At 34.7% G+C, this 16,703-nt stretch carries 13 protein-coding genes; 7 read left to right on the top strand and 6 right to left on the bottom strand.

Annotation, left to right across the window (positions count from 1 at the left end; all coding sequences use genetic code 11):
- Window positions 1-37: 37 nt before the first annotated feature.
- The 4 genes from K8B81_RS08460 to K8B81_RS08445 all read right to left on the bottom strand — a co-directional run bounded on the left by K8B81_RS08460 (window position 38) and on the right by K8B81_RS08445 (window position 5,434).
- Window positions 38-1,222: an acetate/propionate family kinase gene (locus K8B81_RS08460; protein WP_223680828.1), complete on the bottom strand. Its 1,185-nt coding sequence runs from the start codon at window positions 1,220-1,222 to the stop codon at window positions 38-40.
- Window positions 1,223-1,300: 78 nt separating this feature from the next.
- Window positions 1,301-3,394: a phosphate acetyltransferase gene (gene pta, locus K8B81_RS08455; protein ID WP_025572635.1), complete on the bottom strand. Its 2,094-nt coding sequence runs from the start codon at window positions 3,392-3,394 to the stop codon at window positions 1,301-1,303.
- 49 nt (window positions 3,395-3,443) lie between these two features.
- Complete coding sequence (gene corA / locus K8B81_RS08450) at window positions 3,444-4,517, bottom strand: magnesium/cobalt transporter CorA (RefSeq protein ID WP_223680826.1); 1,074 nt, start codon at window positions 4,515-4,517, stop codon at window positions 3,444-3,446.
- A gap of 245 nt (window positions 4,518-4,762) precedes the next feature.
- The gene (locus K8B81_RS08445; RefSeq protein WP_223680824.1) at window positions 4,763-5,434 is read right to left on the bottom strand and encodes a TetR/AcrR family transcriptional regulator; all 672 of its coding nucleotides are present in this window, start codon (window positions 5,432-5,434) and stop codon (window positions 4,763-4,765) included.
- A 148-nt stretch (window positions 5,435-5,582) separates the two neighbouring features.
- Here K8B81_RS08445 and K8B81_RS08440 point away from each other — a divergent pair, with 148 nt between their 5' ends.
- Window positions 5,583-6,476 (top strand): bestrophin family protein, encoded by an 894-nt coding sequence (locus K8B81_RS08440; protein WP_223680822.1) that lies wholly within the window; start codon window positions 5,583-5,585, stop codon window positions 6,474-6,476.
- 16 nt (window positions 6,477-6,492) lie between these two features.
- Window positions 6,493-7,134, top strand: coding sequence for a carbonic anhydrase family protein (locus K8B81_RS08435; protein WP_223680820.1), 642 nt, complete (start codon window positions 6,493-6,495; stop codon window positions 7,132-7,134).
- Window positions 7,135-7,384: 250 nt separating this feature from the next.
- Here the strand turns inward: K8B81_RS08435 and dnaK are convergent, their stop codons facing one another.
- The gene (dnaK, locus tag K8B81_RS08430; protein WP_223680818.1) at window positions 7,385-9,274 is read right to left on the bottom strand and encodes a molecular chaperone DnaK; all 1,890 of its coding nucleotides are present in this window, start codon (window positions 9,272-9,274) and stop codon (window positions 7,385-7,387) included.
- Between the two features lie 957 nt (window positions 9,275-10,231).
- Between dnaK and K8B81_RS08425 the strand changes: the two genes are divergently transcribed.
- Together K8B81_RS08425 and K8B81_RS08420 are read left to right on the top strand one after the other, a co-directional pair.
- Complete coding sequence (locus K8B81_RS08425) at window positions 10,232-10,531, top strand: hypothetical protein (protein ID WP_223680816.1); 300 nt, start codon at window positions 10,232-10,234, stop codon at window positions 10,529-10,531.
- 82 nt (window positions 10,532-10,613) lie between these two features.
- Window positions 10,614-11,051: an acyl-CoA thioesterase gene (locus K8B81_RS08420; protein WP_163394670.1), complete on the top strand. Its 438-nt coding sequence runs from the start codon at window positions 10,614-10,616 to the stop codon at window positions 11,049-11,051.
- Between the two features lie 80 nt (window positions 11,052-11,131).
- Here K8B81_RS08420 and K8B81_RS08415 read toward each other — a convergent pair whose 3' ends face one another.
- Window positions 11,132-14,143, bottom strand: a complete 3,012-nt coding sequence (locus tag K8B81_RS08415; RefSeq protein ID WP_223680814.1) for a LamG-like jellyroll fold domain-containing protein — start codon at window positions 14,141-14,143, stop codon at window positions 11,132-11,134.
- 228 nt (window positions 14,144-14,371) lie between these two features.
- Here K8B81_RS08415 and K8B81_RS08410 point away from each other — a divergent pair, with 228 nt between their 5' ends.
- Genes K8B81_RS08410 through K8B81_RS08400 form a run of 3 tightly spaced genes read left to right on the top strand, consistent with a single transcriptional unit; the run spans window position 14,372 to window position 16,641 of the window.
- Complete coding sequence (locus K8B81_RS08410) at window positions 14,372-15,364, top strand: alpha/beta fold hydrolase (protein WP_223680812.1); 993 nt, start codon at window positions 14,372-14,374, stop codon at window positions 15,362-15,364.
- 19 nt (window positions 15,365-15,383) lie between these two features.
- Entirely contained in the window at window positions 15,384-15,773 is a 390-nt protein-coding gene (locus tag K8B81_RS08405; RefSeq protein WP_223680810.1) for a DUF1398 domain-containing protein, read from the top strand.
- Window positions 15,774-15,792: 19 nt separating this feature from the next.
- Window positions 15,793-16,641 (top strand): sulfurtransferase, encoded by an 849-nt coding sequence (locus K8B81_RS08400; RefSeq protein WP_223680808.1) that lies wholly within the window; start codon window positions 15,793-15,795, stop codon window positions 16,639-16,641.
- Window positions 16,642-16,703: the final 62 nt, after the last annotated feature.

Genomic DNA, 16,703 nt, shown 5'->3' with positions numbered 1-16,703 from the left:
CAATACTGTCATAAAATTTGTCATTTTAAAATCGTAGCTAATTCTGTATTAAATGATATACCTGACTGGCAATTTCAAATTCCTCATCTGTAGGAACTACCAAAATCTTTGCTCTTGAATTAGCTTTATTGATTTCTCTTATTTCCCTGGAACGGATTTGATTTTTTTCGTCGTCAATTTCAATTCCGAAATAATCCATATCAGCACAAACCAGTTTTCGGATATGTGAAGAGTTTTCGCCAATTCCGGCTGTAAAAACAATGGCATCTAAACCATTTAATACTGCTGTGTAAGCCCCGATTGTTTTTTTAATTCGATATGCATTCATTAATAAAGCCAATTGGCAGTCTTTATTTCCTTTTTCAGCTTCTGATTCAATATCACGCAAATCACTGTAACCCGTCAGCCCAAGCATTCCGCTTTGTTTTAGTAAAATGGCATTCACTTCATCAGCTGTGTAGCCCAGGTTTTTTATCAGATAAAAAATAACCGACTGATCAATATCACCGGCACGGGTTCCCATTATCAAACCATTGGCTGGTGAAAAACCCATTGTAGTATCGATACTTTTGCCATCTTTTATCGCAGCCATACTACAGCCATTGCCTAAATGAATGGTAATTATTTTGGAATTGCTCTCTAAATAGTCGACGGCTTTTTCAGAAACATACTTGTGGCTTGTGCCGTGAAAACCATAAACACGCACTTTATTCTCTGTTAAAAGATAATTCGGAATTGCATATTTATAAGCCTCAACCGGAATCGTCTGATGAAAAGCTGTATCAAAAACAGCTACCTGACTGGCTTCTGAAAAGATTTCTTCAGCAACATTTATTCCAACCAAATGAGCTGGATTGTGCAGGGGCGCCAATTCAGAAAGCTCTTTTATTTTTTCTTTCACCTCATCAGTTATAATAGTTGTATCCGAAAAATAACTTCCCCCATGTACAACGCGATGTCCAACGGCAGAAATTTCTGAAGTCGATTTAATCACTCCTTTTTCAGTATCCAACAGCATTTCGGCAACCTTTTGCAACCCGACTTTATGTGTTGGTACTGATACTATTTCTTGTATTGCATTTTCAGCAGTTTTAAAACTGATATTAGAAGTTTCAAGTCCAATCCTGTCAATCATCCCTGAACAAATTACTTCGTTTTCCGGCATAACCATTAACTGATACTTAATTGATGAACTTCCTGAGTTTATTATTAATATTTTCATTTTTTTTTTGATTCTATATCTATTTATTGCAAAACGTAAAAAACGTATAACAGTTTACTTCTAACTTTTAACTTAAAATTACAATCCCTGCGCCTGAATTGCCGTAATAACCACTGTATTTATAATATCATCAACAGTACAGCCACGGCTCAAATCGTTTACAGGTTTGTTTAATCCCTGAAGCATTGGTCCAATTGCCAAAGCCCCGGTTTCTCTTTGAACCGCTTTATACGTATTATTTCCAGTATTTAAATCCGGAAAAATAAGTACACTCGCCTGTCCTGCTACTTCTGAATCCGGCATTTTACTTTTTCCTACTGCACGATCCACAGCAGCGTCATACTGAATTGGCCCTTCAATTTTTAAATCAGGACGTTTTTGTTTTACAATTTCGGTCGCAGTACGAACTTTCTCTACTTCATCGCCTTTTCCTGACGAACCTGAAGAGTACGAAAGCATCGCAATTTTGGGTTCAATTCCGAAAGCTGAACTTGAATCTGCTGATGAAATTGCAATTTCTGCCAATTGTTCAGCGGTTGGATTAGGATTGATGGCACAATCTCCAAAAACTGAAACCCTGTCTTCCAAACACATAAAAAATACTGATGAAACTACAGATGAATTTGGTTTCGTTTTAATGAATTGCAATGCCGGTAAAATGGTGTGCTGAGTCGTATGCGCCGCTCCTGAGACCATTCCGTCAGCATGTCCTTTATAAACCATCATCGTTCCAAAATACGAAACATCTTCCATTAGGTCCCTTGCCATTGTGATACTCACATTTTTGGCTTTTCTAAGCTCATAGTACGTATTGGCATACTCTTCATAAAACTCAGATTCTATTGGATTTATGATCTTTACTTTCGAAAAATCAAACGTTAAACCTAGTTCTGTTACTTTGTTTTCAATTTGTTTTTTATCTCCGATGACTGAAATATCAACAACATCCATATCCAATAATCTTGAAGCGGCAATAATAATCCTGTCATCATTCCCTTCCGGAAGTACAATGTGTTTACGATGCTGTTTCGCTCTTTTAACCATATTGTACTGAAACATTTTTGGTGTCATTCCTTCAGGCACAAAAGTGATTAATCTTTCGGATAAAGCATCATTGTCAACATATTTTTCGAATGTTGTAATGGAGGTTTCAATTTTATGGGTGTTGTTTGCGTAAATTTCAGATCGAATCGCACCAATTTTATTTGTAATATGATACGTTCCGCCATCAACCGCAATAATAGGAACGATTGCAGAAAGTCCTTCAATTAATTTTAAAATACTTTCTTCCGGAAGGATGTTTCCGGTCAGGATAATTCCCGAAATAGTAGGGTAATTTGCTGATTCATTGGCCTGCAGCGCACCCAAAATAATATCAGAACGATCTCCTGGCGTAATAACAAGGGCATTATCATGCAGATGAACAAGATAATTATGCAACTGCATAGCACCAACGCTAAAATGACCAATTTCATTATTAAGATAGTTTTCCCCAAATAAAACCTTAGCATCCAGCTCATTGACAATTTCCTGCATTGTTGGATTGTTCAAACTTGAAATCAACGGAATCGTATTGATCAGAACGTTCGATGGGAGTGTTTTCTGGAGACTCTTGGTAACCAGTTCAATATTTTCAGGCTGCACTTTATTAGCAAATACTGATAAAACCTCAACTTCTTTTACTTTAAAAGAATCATAAACCAGATATAAGCTATCTAGTAATTCTTCTAATGTTTTACCAACTCCCGAGCCAATTATAATCGTAGGAATTCCAAGGTTCTTGGCAATTAAAACATTCAGATCTAATTCTATAGAAGTTCCTTCACCCGTAAAACTGGTTCCTTCAACCAAAACAAAGTCAAAACGTTCTTCGAGTTTTTTATATTTTTCAATGATCAGATCCAGGACTTCTCCAATTTTTCCTTTATTTTTTTTCTTGATCAGTTTGCTCTTTGTAATAGCATAAGCGTCTTCAAATTTGATATCAAGATTAAAATACGAAAGAACGGTTTCAATGTGATTGTCCTGTTCTCCATCAACAAAATCTTCAATAATGGGTCTGAAATAGCCCACTTTAGCCGTTTTCCCAATTAAAATACTCATCAGGCCGAGTGTTATGATTGATTTTCCGCTGTTCTGGTCGCTTGTGGCAATGTATATGGCTTTACTCATAATTTATATTTTGAATCTAATGTATTCGAATTATTTTAATACTGAATCTTTAAAACCAACGTCTTTTCTTAAAATAGATAATCAGGGCGATAACTAGTAAAAACATGATTCCCATAACAATAAAGTAACCGTTTTGGGCATGTAATTCGGGCATATTATCAAAGTTCATCCCATATACCCCAACAATAAAAGTAAGCGGAATAAAAACTGCCGAAATGATGGTGAGGGTTTTCATGATTTCATTCATTTTACGGCTTTGTTCCGAAAAATAAAAATTTGAGGCGCTTTCCAAAGAGCTCATATCCGATTCTATCTGTTCCAAAAGTTCAAGGCTTTTTTGATGCAGTCTTACAAAGAAATTAAAAGTCTCTTTTTGAATAAGACCATTCGTTTCATCATCATCTTTAATTGTTTTCAGATAATACAAAGAATCCCGAAGCGGTAAAATAGAGCGTTTCAAAAAATTAAAATTATCACGATGGTTTTCGATTTTCTCTAAAATAACCGGATCTGCCCCTTTTTTGGTTAAATCTATTAGTTCTTCGATATTATTCTCTTCATCTTCTATCGTAATATAAAAATTTTCCATTACGGCATCCAATAACAAATAAAGCAGATAATCTACCTTTTTGGTTCTTACAATTCCAGCATGTGTGCGAATACGTTCCCGGATATGTGTAAAGAAGTCGCTTCGTTTTTCCTGAAACGAAATGAGCATTCCGTCTTTTAGAATAAAACTAAGCTGTTCTACTTTAAGTCCATCTGAATATTCTGAAGGCAAAAGCGATTTAATGTTAAAAAATAAAACATCACGCTGTTCTTCAAGTTTTGTTCGTTTTGTAGTATTTAAAATATCGGCAAGTAAAAAATCGTCCAGCTTAAAATGATCGCCGATTGTTTTAATAAGATCAATATCGTTTAATCCATGAATATTGAGCCAGTTATTTTTAGTATAATCAAAGCAGGAATTTAGGGCTAAAACGGTAAACTTTTCATATTCAATAATATCTGAATCGTCATATACAAAAAGTTGCATCTCTGTTTCATGATCTTTGTGAGTCCCAGTATACTCTAAAGTAATATGTTGCAGCTTTCGTCCCTGTTTGTATTTTATCTTTCTCATTCATGAAATTTTACAATAGTAATATTACGAAAAAGAATCGGTATAAGAAATGACAATTGTCAGTTTGATATGAAGATATTGTTGGCAATTCAAAAAAAACACTTTATAAAAAATAAATACTTTTTTAGTAAAACAATAATTCACGTTGTTTCATAAAATTAAATCATAAAAAACCGGATCTGTTTTGTCAAATCCGGTTTTGTGCCCTACAAAAAAGTCTTTAAAATAAGTAAGCTATAAAATCACTAATCTAAAATTTTAAACAAAAAATCTTCAATAAAATGGCTGGTAAAACCCAAATTATTTTTTGATGACACATCAGTAAGTTTAGGTAAATTAATACTAAAATATTGCTGATGATGCGAAGTTTCAATCAGCGTTGTACTTAAAGAGCGCGGGTATTTATATTTTGGGTTATATTCAGAAATTACCTCAGCTATTTTCCCACAGAGATCTTTATATGGTTTAAACACCTCATTCTTATTGATTTCTGCAACTTCTTTTACCAAATATACTTTACTGCTTTCTGCAATTACGATTTGATTAAGCAGCTTTTTGTTGTAGTCAAATTGATTGATACTCTCTGTTGGTTCCTGAGTCAAAAGATTCACAATTATTTTTAATCTTTCCTTTTTATCTGTGACGTTTTCTAATTTGAACATCACTAAAAATTCCATATATGACCAATACCAATTAAGGATGTAAAGCAGAAGCCTGTGCTTGTTTTCAAAGTACCTGTAAATAGTTGCCTCTGTGCTATTTATTTCTATAGATAGCTTTTTGAAAGTAAACTGTTCAAAACCCAGCTCAAAAATAAGGTCAATGGCCTTTTTTACCATTAGCCTCCCTACCTCACTGCTTTCGGGATTTCTCAAGAAGATCTTTTCGTTTATGTCAAATTTTACCTGAAATTCCATATTAATAACTGTTTTAGCAAATGTAATAAAGATTTATTACTTGATAGTATCTATATCCCATGAAATTATTTAACAATTATTTGAGATAGTATTACTATCATTTGAAATAGTTTTGTTATTTTTAAACCAAACCACTATAAACAATTTTATGCTGATAAATACTAAAATACCAGTCTCTTACCTTTTCTCCAAAGTTAAATATGAAATTTTATTTGTAATGATTATTGCAGTATTGGTTCATTTCCTTACTGCCAAATTCGAAAATCTCATACCTGTAATGCCCATAACCATTCCTGCTTTTATAGGGACAGCTATTTCTGTTCTTTTATCATTTAAGCTAAACCAGTCTTATGACCGCTGGTGGGAAGCCCGAAAAATCTGGGGAAGCATAGTCAATGACAGCCGAAGTTTAGTATTACAGCTGCAATCTTTCGTTTCAATAGAAAGCCAGGAAGAAATCAAAGAAATTGCATTTAGGCATATAGCATGGTGTTACAGCCTTGGACAAAACCTGCGTGGATTGGACCCTATAGAAAATCTGGAGGGTTTTATCACTAAAGAAGATATAACCGAAATAAAAAAACAGAGCAATAAACCACTAGCACTGCTGCAGCTAAATACGTTGCAGATAGCAGCATTGAGAGAGAAAAAATCACTTGAAATCTTCTCTCACGTACAATTAAACAACACTTTGGTTAATTTTTCAAATTATATGGGAATGGCTGAGCGTATCAAGAGCACTATTTTTCCTATAACCTACAGAATCTTTCTTCATTTCTTCATCTATATTTTTATTGTCACACTTTCAATTGCGTTACGAGATATAGAAAGTTATTTTGAGATTCCATTGCTGTTAGTAATATCCACTACATTTTTTCTTTTGGAAAAATCAGCCACACACCTTCAGGATCCATTTAGAAACCGCCCAACAGATACTGCGGTAACTGCTATTGCAAGAACTATTGAAATAAATATCAAGGACCTGTTGAAAGAAACAGATATTCCTCAGCCCCTACAGCCGGAAAAATTTTATTTATCATAACTTAAATCAACCAAAAATGAAAACATTAACTAAAGAAATGCAGGCCGCGATTACTCCTTCAAAAGCCTTAGAATTACTAAAAGAAGGAAACCAAAGGTTTGTAAGCAACCTGAAAATAAACCGTAATCTTCTGCAGCAGGCCAATGAAACTTCAGACGGCCAGCATCCTTTTGCCGTAATCCTGAGCTGTATTGACAGCAGAACTTCGGCAGAACTAATTTTTGACCAGGGCCTTGGAGATATTTTCAGTGTGCGTATTGCCGGAAATATCATCAATGAAGATATTTTAGGCAGCATGGAATTTGGCTGCAGGGTTGCAGGGTCAAAAATCATTGTTGTATTGGGCCACACAAAATGCGGGGCAGTAAAAGGTGCCTGCGACCATGTTGAAATGGGGAATTTAACCGCACTGCTAACAAAAATAAGACCAGCGGTTGATGATGAAACCCAGACAAAAGAAAATCGCAATTCAGGAAATCCTGATTTTGTAGAAAACGTATCGGTAATCAATGTGAAACGTACCGTTAAATCTATTATGGAAAGAAGTCCCATCTTAAAGGAAATGATTGAAAAGGGAGAGATAGGAATTGTCGGCGGAACTCATGATATTACAACAGGGGAAGTCGCCTTTTTAGCTGACACAATGATTTTTAAATAATATTTGTTTTTCTAAAATGCATATAAAATAATTTTTTGTAATGCATTTTATACAGCTAAGAAATATTTTTCAACCTAAAATATGAAAAAGGAGCTGTCTCACAAGTCAGGACAGCTCCTTTTGAGTAATAATGAATTTATTACTTAGATTCCTCAATAAAAGAAACAAAAAAAGAATAAAAAACAAAAACCGCTATAAACATTAGTTTACAGCGGCTTAGCACTTATTATTGACTGATATTAATCAGTAATTATTTTACCTCTTCGAATTCAACGTCTTCAACGTTATCTCCAGAAGACTGCTCTTGTTGTGGAGCTGCTTGTTGACCTGCCTGATCACCACCCTGAGCGTACATTGCTTCTGTAGCTGTTTTCCATGCTGCATTTACATTGTCTAATCCTTTTTGGATTGCGTCAAGATCCTGAGACTGGTGAGCCATTCTCAATTCAGTTAAAGCATATTCGATAGCTGTTTTGTGGTCAGCTGCGATTTTATCTCCTAACTCTTTCAATTGAGATTCAGTCTGGAAAATAGTACTGTCAGCTTCGTTCAATTTCTCAGCTCTTTCTTTTGCAATTCTGTCAGCATCAGCGTTAGCTTCAGCATCTTTTTTCATTTTTTCGATTTCTTCAGCTGTTAAACCAGAAGAAGCTTCGATACGGATATCGTGAGATTTTCCAGTTCCTTTGTCAGTTGCAGAAACTTTGATGATACCGTTAGCATCAATATCGAAAGAAACTTCGATTTGAGGAACTCCTCTTGGTGCTGGTGGAATACCATCTAAGTGGAAACGACCGATAGTTTTGTTATCAGCAGCCATTGCTCTTGCCCCTTGTAAAACATGGATTTCAACAGATGGCTGAGAATCAGCAGCTGTAGAGAATACCTGAGATTTTTTAGTTGGGATAGTAGTGTTAGCATCGATAAGAGTTGTCATTACACCACCCATAGTTTCGATACCTAAAGCTAATGGAGTTACGTCAAGTAACAACACATCTTTTACATCTCCAGATAAAACTCCACCCTGAATAGCAGCTCCAATAGCCACAACCTCATCAGGGTTAACACCCTTAGATGCTTTTTTACCGAAGAATTTCTCAACTTCATCAGCGATTCTTGGCATACGAGTAGAACCTCCAACAAGGATTACTTCGTCGATATCAGATGTAGATAAACCTGCATCTTTCAATGCTTTAGCAACTGGCTCCATAGAACGTTTTACTAAAGAATCAGATAATTGTTCAAATTTAGCTCTTGATAATTTTTTCACTAAGTGTTTTGGTCCTGAAGCAGTAGCTGTAACGTATGGTAAGTTTACCTCAGTTTCAGCAGAAGAAGACAATTCAATTTTTGCTTTCTCAGCAGCTTCTTTCAAACGCTGTAATGACATTGGGTCTAAACGTAAATCAATACCTTCTTCAGATTTGAATTCGTCAGCTAACCAGTCAATAATAACCTGGTCAAAATCATCACCACCTAAGTGAGTATCACCATTTGTAGATAATACTTCGAATACACCGTCTCCTAATTCAAGAACAGAGATATCAAAAGTACCTCCGCCTAAATCGTAAACAGCAATTTTTTGATCTTTACCTTTTTTATCTAATCCGTAAGCAAGTGCAGCAGCAGTTGGCTCGTTGATGATACGCATAACTTTAAGACCAGCAATTTCTCCGGCTTCTTTAGTAGCCTGACGTTGTGCATCGTTAAAGTAAGCAGGAACTGTAATAACAGCTTCAGTTACTGTTTGACCTAAATAGTCTTCAGCAGTTTTTTTCATTTTTTGAAGTGTCATTGCAGACAACTCCTGAGCAGTATATAAACGCCCGTCAATATCCACACGTGGTGTATTGTTGTCACCTTTTACAACACTGTAAGGAACTCTTTTTGCTTCTTCAGCCGTTTCAGCAAAAGTGTGTCCCATAAAACGTTTAATAGAAGCAATCGTTTTTGTAGGATTCGTTACTGCTTGTCTTTTTGCAGGATCCCCTACTTTAATTTCTCCACCTTCAACAAAAGCGATGATAGAAGGAGTAGTTCTTTTTCCTTCTGCGTTAGGGATAACAACTGCTTCGTTACCTTCCATTACAGAAACACAAGAGTTCGTCGTACCTAAGTCAATTCCGATTATTTTACCCATTTTTTATATATTTAATTTTTGATTTAATTTTTAAACTCATGTGGCATAAGTCAATCTTTGTGCCAAGATAAAAAACCAATATAATTTGTCAGTTTGCTATTGGCATGCCAAAAAAAATCTGCCAACATGACATTTTCCAAACCTGACAGTTGTGAAATATGAGTACTTTAACTGTCAATATCGGGAGCTGATTCCTGCTATATGCTATATCTTTTATAGCAAACACTGCCATAAAAGGATGTCGCTTCTATCAGGCTAGGATATATTTAAGCTTACAAGTAAATTGGTTAAGTCCATGATCAGAGTTTACTTTGCTCTGAATTATGAAAAACTGAATAGTAAAATGAGAAGATTCATATTTCTGTAGATGTTAATAATATTAGCAATATAAATAACTAAAAAAAATTACCTTCGTCAAAATATTCTATTTAAAAGTTATCTTACAGCTTATAAAAAGGTATGATTTATTATCAATTCAGATTCAATAATAATAAAATGAAACTAAAAAAAACTTTTTTCTAATAAGTATAATTGCACTTTTTAATTTTAGCTATTCACAAAATTTTGAACAGAAGAAAATAGGGGTGATTTTTAATATAGATGGTCCATATAAGATAACTAGACAAGCGATGGGGAATCCAATTGTTGATTCAACAGTTTTAAAAAAAAGGACCTATTTTATGGTGCATATAAATTTTTAGAAACAGGAACAGGAAACCCAACTGAAAGAATAATTAATGCATATTTGAAAAATTTAGACTCTTTAAACCTTAAAGTTACTCAAATAAATGAAACAATTAATAGCGAAAATTATCCCAATTATTACTCCGAAAAACATGAATATTTAAGCGAACATTTAAAAAATATAAAAATGAAATACAATTTGGACTATTTACTTATTGTGAATGGTTATTTGGATTACAATTTGAACAAACAGTAATTATTACTGGAGATAAAATGACAAATATTTTTTTAAATAATACTTTTATAAATTTAAATACCAATGAAGTAATTTCAAATTTTAATGCTGGGAATTTTGCCAATATTAAAAAGAAAAATATACTCAGTCCTCCAAATTTTCCAAATATTGAAAAAAGCATGAATACCCTTTTAAATGATAAACTATTACCCGAAATCGAAAGAAAAATTAAACGAAAAATAATCATCCCACAGGAAGCTATCAAAAAGTTTCACAGAGTTAATCCCGACAGAAGTTTATCAGCGATTATAGAAATCTCAACAAATAACAATTCTTAAGTACAAAGTAATAAACTTTCAACAAAACCGTTTCATTATATTAGTAATTTCGTATCCTAAATTTATATACAAAATACAAAAAATGGCATCATTTATAAAAGAAATATCTTTTCGCTGGTCAGATCTCGATCCTAATTTTCATGTACGTCACAGTGCTTATTACGATTTTGGTGCACAGCATCGTATTGAAATCCTAAACGAATTAGGTTTAACATTAAGAGTAATGCAGGAACAAAGTTTTGGACCTGTTTTATTTAGGGAAGAATGTGTTTTCAGAAAAGAATTAAAACTTTCGGATAAAATATTCATTCATACCAAAACATCCAAAATGAAGGCCGATGCTTCACGCTGGTCTATCATTCACGAATTCCGCAGAGAAGATGATACTCTTTGTGCCACTATTACAGTTGATGGTGCCTGGATGGATACAAAACTTAGAAAACTGGCTTCTCCAACGCCAGAGATTGCTGTCGAAGCATTGAGCATTTTTCCAAAAAGTGATGATTTTGTAGGACTTTAAAAAAAATCCAATTCATTATAAATTACAAAAACCGTTACAAAATGAATGTAACGGTTTTTTTTATGACAAATATTCTGCTCTTATTCTGCCATAATTTTGTAATTACTGTTTAAATTTTCTCCTGAAACATTTAAAATATAAAGTCCTGATACTTTTTTATTTGCAATGTTTAACTTAAAAACGCCATTCCCATCAGATGAAATTTTTTCCTTAAGAATAATTTTTCCTGTTACATCGTTTAAAGTTGCTGTAACATATGATTGTTTATAATTTGGAATACTGATAAAAATCTGTTCTGTTGCAGGATTTGGATATACAATACCACTAACTTTATTTTGTGTAAACTTATCATTGCTCAATAACGTTTGATTATACAACTGCGTTATCTGTGTTGCAGTTAGTGCATAATTAAATATTTTAAGTTCATCAAATAAACCTTTGTAAGGTGCCGGAGTAGTATTAGCAAACAGCTCAAGTGCCCCGATATTCCCAATTACTAAATCTGTTTCTTCTCCAATCCCTACAGCTGTTCCTGTTGCATCAGTTTTCTCATTAGTAAAAACACCATTCGTATATATTCTTAATTTAGATGCGGCAACATCTCTCATAATAATCACATTGACCCAGCTTCCATTAAAATAGTTAGGTGCTGAATTCGTTCCTGTATTAATTTCTGTTTTATTCTTATCATCATCTATAGCAAATCGTAACTGGTTGCTTTTAACTTCTAAATTAAATCTTTTTCCTGTAGCACCTGTGACGGCATTTTTTGTCATCGAGCCTTTACACAAAATATAAGAACTTAGCGTTGTGCCTGCCGGTATTAAACTAGCATCTGCCTTCATCCAGAATGATATAGTAAAAGAATTTTTATCAAAAAATATATGATCCTGATTTGGAATGCTTACCATAAGCTTATTTGGCAATAATGTTGCAAAATCTATCGCTTTATTCTCTTTTCCTGCTACACGAACAGTAGTATTATCGAAATCCGCATCTAACTGGCCATCGTTTGCATAACTTGTTATATCTGCTATTTGCTGACCATCTCCGGCTGTTTCTTTAAACGGCCAATGACCAACAAGTTCTGGTGTCAGCGCACGGAAATTCCATACATCGCCGGTTATTGTTCCTTTAGCATTAGAAGCATCAATTCTCCAATAATAAGTTACTGCCGGACTTAATCCTGTAAGTTGATAAGATGGAGTTGCAATATAAGCTACATCACCAAGTTTAGCTAAATTTAAAGGATCTGTACCAAAATAAACAGTATAAGTTGTTGTATTTGTGCTTCCACTCCATTTTAATAATAAATTCCCGCTTGTCAGCTGAATGTTAGTAAGTCCTGTAGCCGGATTAGGTGCAGATGCTTTAACTGGAGCTGACGGAATTGGCGGTGTAGTTACCGAAGCTGTTTCATATACTGATGATTCTGCGCTGTTTTTTGCTTTAACACGATAATAATATTGCGTATTTGGAAGTAAACCCGACTCATTATAACTTGTAACATTTGCTCCAAGAGTTGCGATTACATTAAAATCGGTACCGTTATCTGAACGCTCTACGATATAATTGTCTTCGTTTGTTGCACCGTCAATCCAGTTGATTTTTAAAGAACTCGATGGCGGAACTTCAGTAGAAACCACATTCGTAAAATTCACATTGGATGGCGGAATAATAAAATCTGAAGGCGTTGTGCTGGTCAATCCGTTAATATACACCTCGATATTCAGATAAGGAGCGTTTGTAGTGCTCACTGCCAAAGCATCAGCCGTATTTTTATCTAACCCGTTAGCATCTTCCCAGGCATCCGGCATACCGTCATTATCTGTATCCAAAGCAGCCGGAGCACCATAAACATGACCTGCACCTCCGTTAATAAAACCAAATTTACTGGTCAGATCAGTTTGCACATACACATACGTAGCAGTTGTTCCTTTAGACATCAAATCTGAAATCATTAAATTATCGACCTGATCACGTCTTGGATACGAAGCTCCAACACCAGACACAATTTTATTGTAAGCATCCTCAGCAGACAACGTGGTATTTTTCATGGGATAATCATAAGGCGTTGATAAAAGAGTGGATATATCTCCCGTAGGATAGCCTGTTAAGTCGTATGGAACTAATGTTCCGTTTAGTACACCATCTTTATTATTATCAAAATAATTTCCAGAACCGTATAAATTAAAATTCGCATTTCCTCTATTAAAGGGCGTCGTTACTGAAGTACCCGTATTCGGTCCCCCAATAAAATAGTTATTAATGATATTTACATCTGATCTACCTCCCGAATCTCCTCCCATAATGTAAGCCTCTCCGGATTCGGAATGTCCATAAGTATTTCCATAATTACCCCAGTTGTAAACTACGTTATTTACGAATTCATTAATTCTTTTTATTTTATTGTTACGGGTTTTGTTACAGATATACAAATTTCCAATGAGACTGATTTTACCCCCTTCAGATGGCTGCATTAGCCCTCCGGCTGAGTGGTTGTGACGGTGCATTCCCTGACCAATAATTGAATTCTGGATTGTAATATTATCAGGACTTGTACCTTTATCGTCCCAATTCACCGAAAAGACTTCGTCTGTACCCCAAGTAAAACTCATGTGGTCTAAAATTATATTGGCACCATTTGATATCCCGGATGCATCCTGATTTTGAGTGGTTGCCCCAAAACGAATACGAACATAACGGGCAATCGTATTGCTAGCTCCTGTAAATGAAACCTTTGCTCCTAACAGCACAATTCCCTCTCCTGTTGCTGTTTGGCCTGCAATAGTGGTGTTTTTTGCAATAGCAATTGGAGAAGCTACATTTATAATCCCCCCTACTTTAAAAATAACAAACCTTCCTTCCTGACTAACTGCATCACGAAAAGACCCAGGTCCGCTGTCATTTAAATTGGTTACTAAATAAATTTGAGGATTTGCAGCTCCCCTTGCCCCTGTGGTAAATCTTCCAAAACCTGTAGCTTCCGGAAATGCCAGTGTCTGGGCATTTAAATTAATAGCTGTAGTAATTAATCCGCAAGTCATAAAAACTTTAAGCGTATGCTTAAACGTTAAGGTAATTTTTTTCATAATTGGTTAAATTGGTTAAATAGTTATACCTAATATAGTTAGAAGCCGTTGAGAGTCTGTCCTGTTGCATCCTGTATGCTGCTTAACTGCTCACTACTTATCACATTTGCTTTTAAAAAGAAAAATCTTTCTTACAGAATTAATTTTCTGATAACTTTAAGATTTTACGTTTTGCTTTTAAAATACTAAGCTTTAATTTTATAAATACCGCCGTTAAAACATGCTGAAATGAAAAAACTAAAAATTATATTGCTCATACTTCCTTTTTTTTGCTTTTCGCAGCAGGAAAAAATAAAAGGATTGGATATTAATTTAACGAATTATGAATATCCATTTCCGGTCCGTTTTTTAGAAGTAAGCAATCAGCGACAGCTTTTAAAGATGGCTTACATGGATATCAAACCCAATAATTACAATAATAGAAACATTGTCTTATTTCACGGAAAAAATTTCAATGGAGCTTATTGGGAAACTACCATCAAAGCATTAGTAAAAGAAGGCTTCAGGGTTATTGTGCCGGATCAGATTGGTTTTGGAAAATCATCAAAACCGGATAATTTCCAATATACATTTCAGCAGTTTGCCGAGAACACCAAAAAAATTTTAGACCATTTGGGAATCAAAAAAACAGCTGTTTTAGGGCATTCTATGGGCGGAATGTTAGCTACAAGATTTACACTGATGTATCCGGAAACTGTTGAGAAATTAGTTTTGGAAAATCCGATTGGCTTAGAAGACTGGAAATTAGTCGTACCGTACAAACCTGTGGATTGGTGGTACGAAAGTGAATTAAAACAAAACTATGAAGCCATCAAAAAATACCAAATGATGAATTATTATGATGGGAAATGGAATGCTGATTTCCAAAAGTGGGCCGAATTAGGCGCTGGCTGGACTTCTGATCCTAATTACAAAATTGTTGCCTGGAATTCTGCTCTTATGTACGATATGATTTTTACACAGCCGGTTTTATACGAATTTAAAAACATCAAAAGCGCAACTTTATTAATTATCGGAACAAGGGATAAAACTGCTTTAGGTAAACCGCTTGTTTCGGAAGAAGTGAGAAAAAAAATGGGCAACTATGTCGAATTGGGTAAAAAAACACAAAAAGCAATTCCGAATTCGGAACTTGTAGAAATCGCCAATACCGGACATTTACCACATATTGAATCTTTTGATCAGTTTATAAAACCATTAATCGTATTTTTGAAACAATAACAACCTTAAATCAAATTTTATGTTTACAATCGAACAAATAAAAGAGGCACATGCCAAAGTAAAAAGCGGTGCCGATTTTCCAAATTATATACAGGATTTAATTATTTTAGGCGTAAAAGGGTATGATACGTTTGTTAATGATGGCCATGTTGAATATTATGGTGTAAATAATTATTCTGTCATCTCAGAAGAAAAATATGCTGAAATAAAAGTTGAAAATACAGCGAATAAAGAACGTTTTATAGAATTTCTGGTAGCGCATCAGGATGGACAGACAGATTATATTACTTTTTGCAATCACTCAGGACAATGCGGAATCGCAAAATGGCGTGTTGATATTATGGAAATGACCTGTACCTATTTTGATAAATCCGGTGATGAAATCCTGATCGAAAAAATACCTGATTAATTATCTATAACAAATTCAGATGTCACAAAATTGGTCTCCTATAATCGAACCCGAAGCATTACTTCAGCTAGAAAATTCATCCGAAATTATATTGGTTGATGCAAGAGCCGGACTTAATATGGAGGAAAATTATAAAAAAGAACATTTAAAAGGTGCACGTTATGCAGATCTAAACCGTGATTTGGCTTCTGTGGACTGCAATCCTGCAAATGGCGGAAGACATCCATTGCCTTCGTTGGAAAAATTTTCAGAAGTCCTGTCTAAACTTGGTATTATACCGCAAAGTCACGTTATTGTTTATGACGATAAAAACGGTTCTAACGCAGCGTCAAGATTTTGGTGGATGCTAAAAGCTGTTGGTCACCAAAAAATACAGGTTTTAAACGGAGGTTATCAGGTGGCAATCCATAAAGGTTTTCCATTAAGCACCGGAATAGAAAGTTTTGATGCAGCTGAAAAATATCCGGTTTCAGACTGGCAACTTGCTTTAAGCAATATTAACGAAGTAGATAAAGCCCGTAACAACCCTGAAAATATTGTCATTGACGTAAGGGACAAAAATCGTTTTGAGGGGCTTACAGAACCGCTAGATTTGATTGCTGGTCACATTCCTGGTGCTATCAATGTTCCTTTCAGCGAAAACTTAGACGAAAACGGCTTTTATCTTTCTGCTGAAAAACTGGCAAAAAAATATACTGAAATTTTAGGTTTAGTGAAACCGGAGAATGTAATCGTTCATTGCGGTTCCGGTGTTACGGCCTGTCACACTCTATTAGCGATGGATTATGCCGGAATTCCAATTCCGCACCTTTACGTAGGATCATGGAGTGAATGGTCTAGAAGTAATAAACCTATGGTAACAAAGTAAAATTAAATTACTTAATCAGCAAAAAAATGAAAGGCGTACCTATTTTTAAGTACGCCTTTCAT

It is taken from the genome of Flavobacterium hibisci, from assembly GCF_020026925.1.
GTDB lineage: Bacteria > Bacteroidota > Bacteroidia > Flavobacteriales > Flavobacteriaceae > Flavobacterium > Flavobacterium hibisci.
The sequence above is the reverse complement of the archived record's forward strand: the minus strand, read 5'-3'. Positions and strand labels throughout refer to the sequence as shown.

Bases quoted from the DNA above. Each gene is read 5' to 3' on its own strand.
- K8B81_RS08460 (WP_223680828.1), bottom strand. From the start codon at position 1,222: ATGAAAATATTAATAATAAACTCAGGAAGTTCATCAATTAAGTATCAG.
- pta (WP_025572635.1), bottom strand. From the start codon at position 3,394: ATGAGTAAAGCCATATACATTGCCACAAGCGACCAGAACAGCGGAAAA.
- corA (WP_223680826.1), bottom strand. From the start codon at position 4,517: ATGAGAAAGATAAAATACAAACAGGGACGAAAGCTGCAACATATTACT.
- K8B81_RS08445 (WP_223680824.1), bottom strand. From the start codon at position 5,434: ATGGAATTTCAGGTAAAATTTGACATAAACGAAAAGATCTTCTTGAGA.
- K8B81_RS08440 (WP_223680822.1), top strand. From the start codon at position 5,583: ATGCTGATAAATACTAAAATACCAGTCTCTTACCTTTTCTCCAAAGTT.
- K8B81_RS08435 (WP_223680820.1), top strand. From the start codon at position 6,493: ATGAAAACATTAACTAAAGAAATGCAGGCCGCGATTACTCCTTCAAAA.
- dnaK (WP_223680818.1), bottom strand. From the start codon at position 9,274: ATGGGTAAAATAATCGGAATTGACTTAGGTACGACGAACTCTTGTGTT.
- K8B81_RS08425 (WP_223680816.1), top strand. From the start codon at position 10,232: ATGACAAATATTTTTTTAAATAATACTTTTATAAATTTAAATACCAAT.
- K8B81_RS08420 (WP_163394670.1), top strand. From the start codon at position 10,614: ATGGCATCATTTATAAAAGAAATATCTTTTCGCTGGTCAGATCTCGAT.
- K8B81_RS08415 (WP_223680814.1), bottom strand. From the start codon at position 14,143: ATGAAAAAAATTACCTTAACGTTTAAGCATACGCTTAAAGTTTTTATG.
- K8B81_RS08410 (WP_223680812.1), top strand. From the start codon at position 14,372: ATGAAAAAACTAAAAATTATATTGCTCATACTTCCTTTTTTTTGCTTT.
- K8B81_RS08405 (WP_223680810.1), top strand. From the start codon at position 15,384: ATGTTTACAATCGAACAAATAAAAGAGGCACATGCCAAAGTAAAAAGC.
- K8B81_RS08400 (WP_223680808.1), top strand. From the start codon at position 15,793: ATGTCACAAAATTGGTCTCCTATAATCGAACCCGAAGCATTACTTCAG.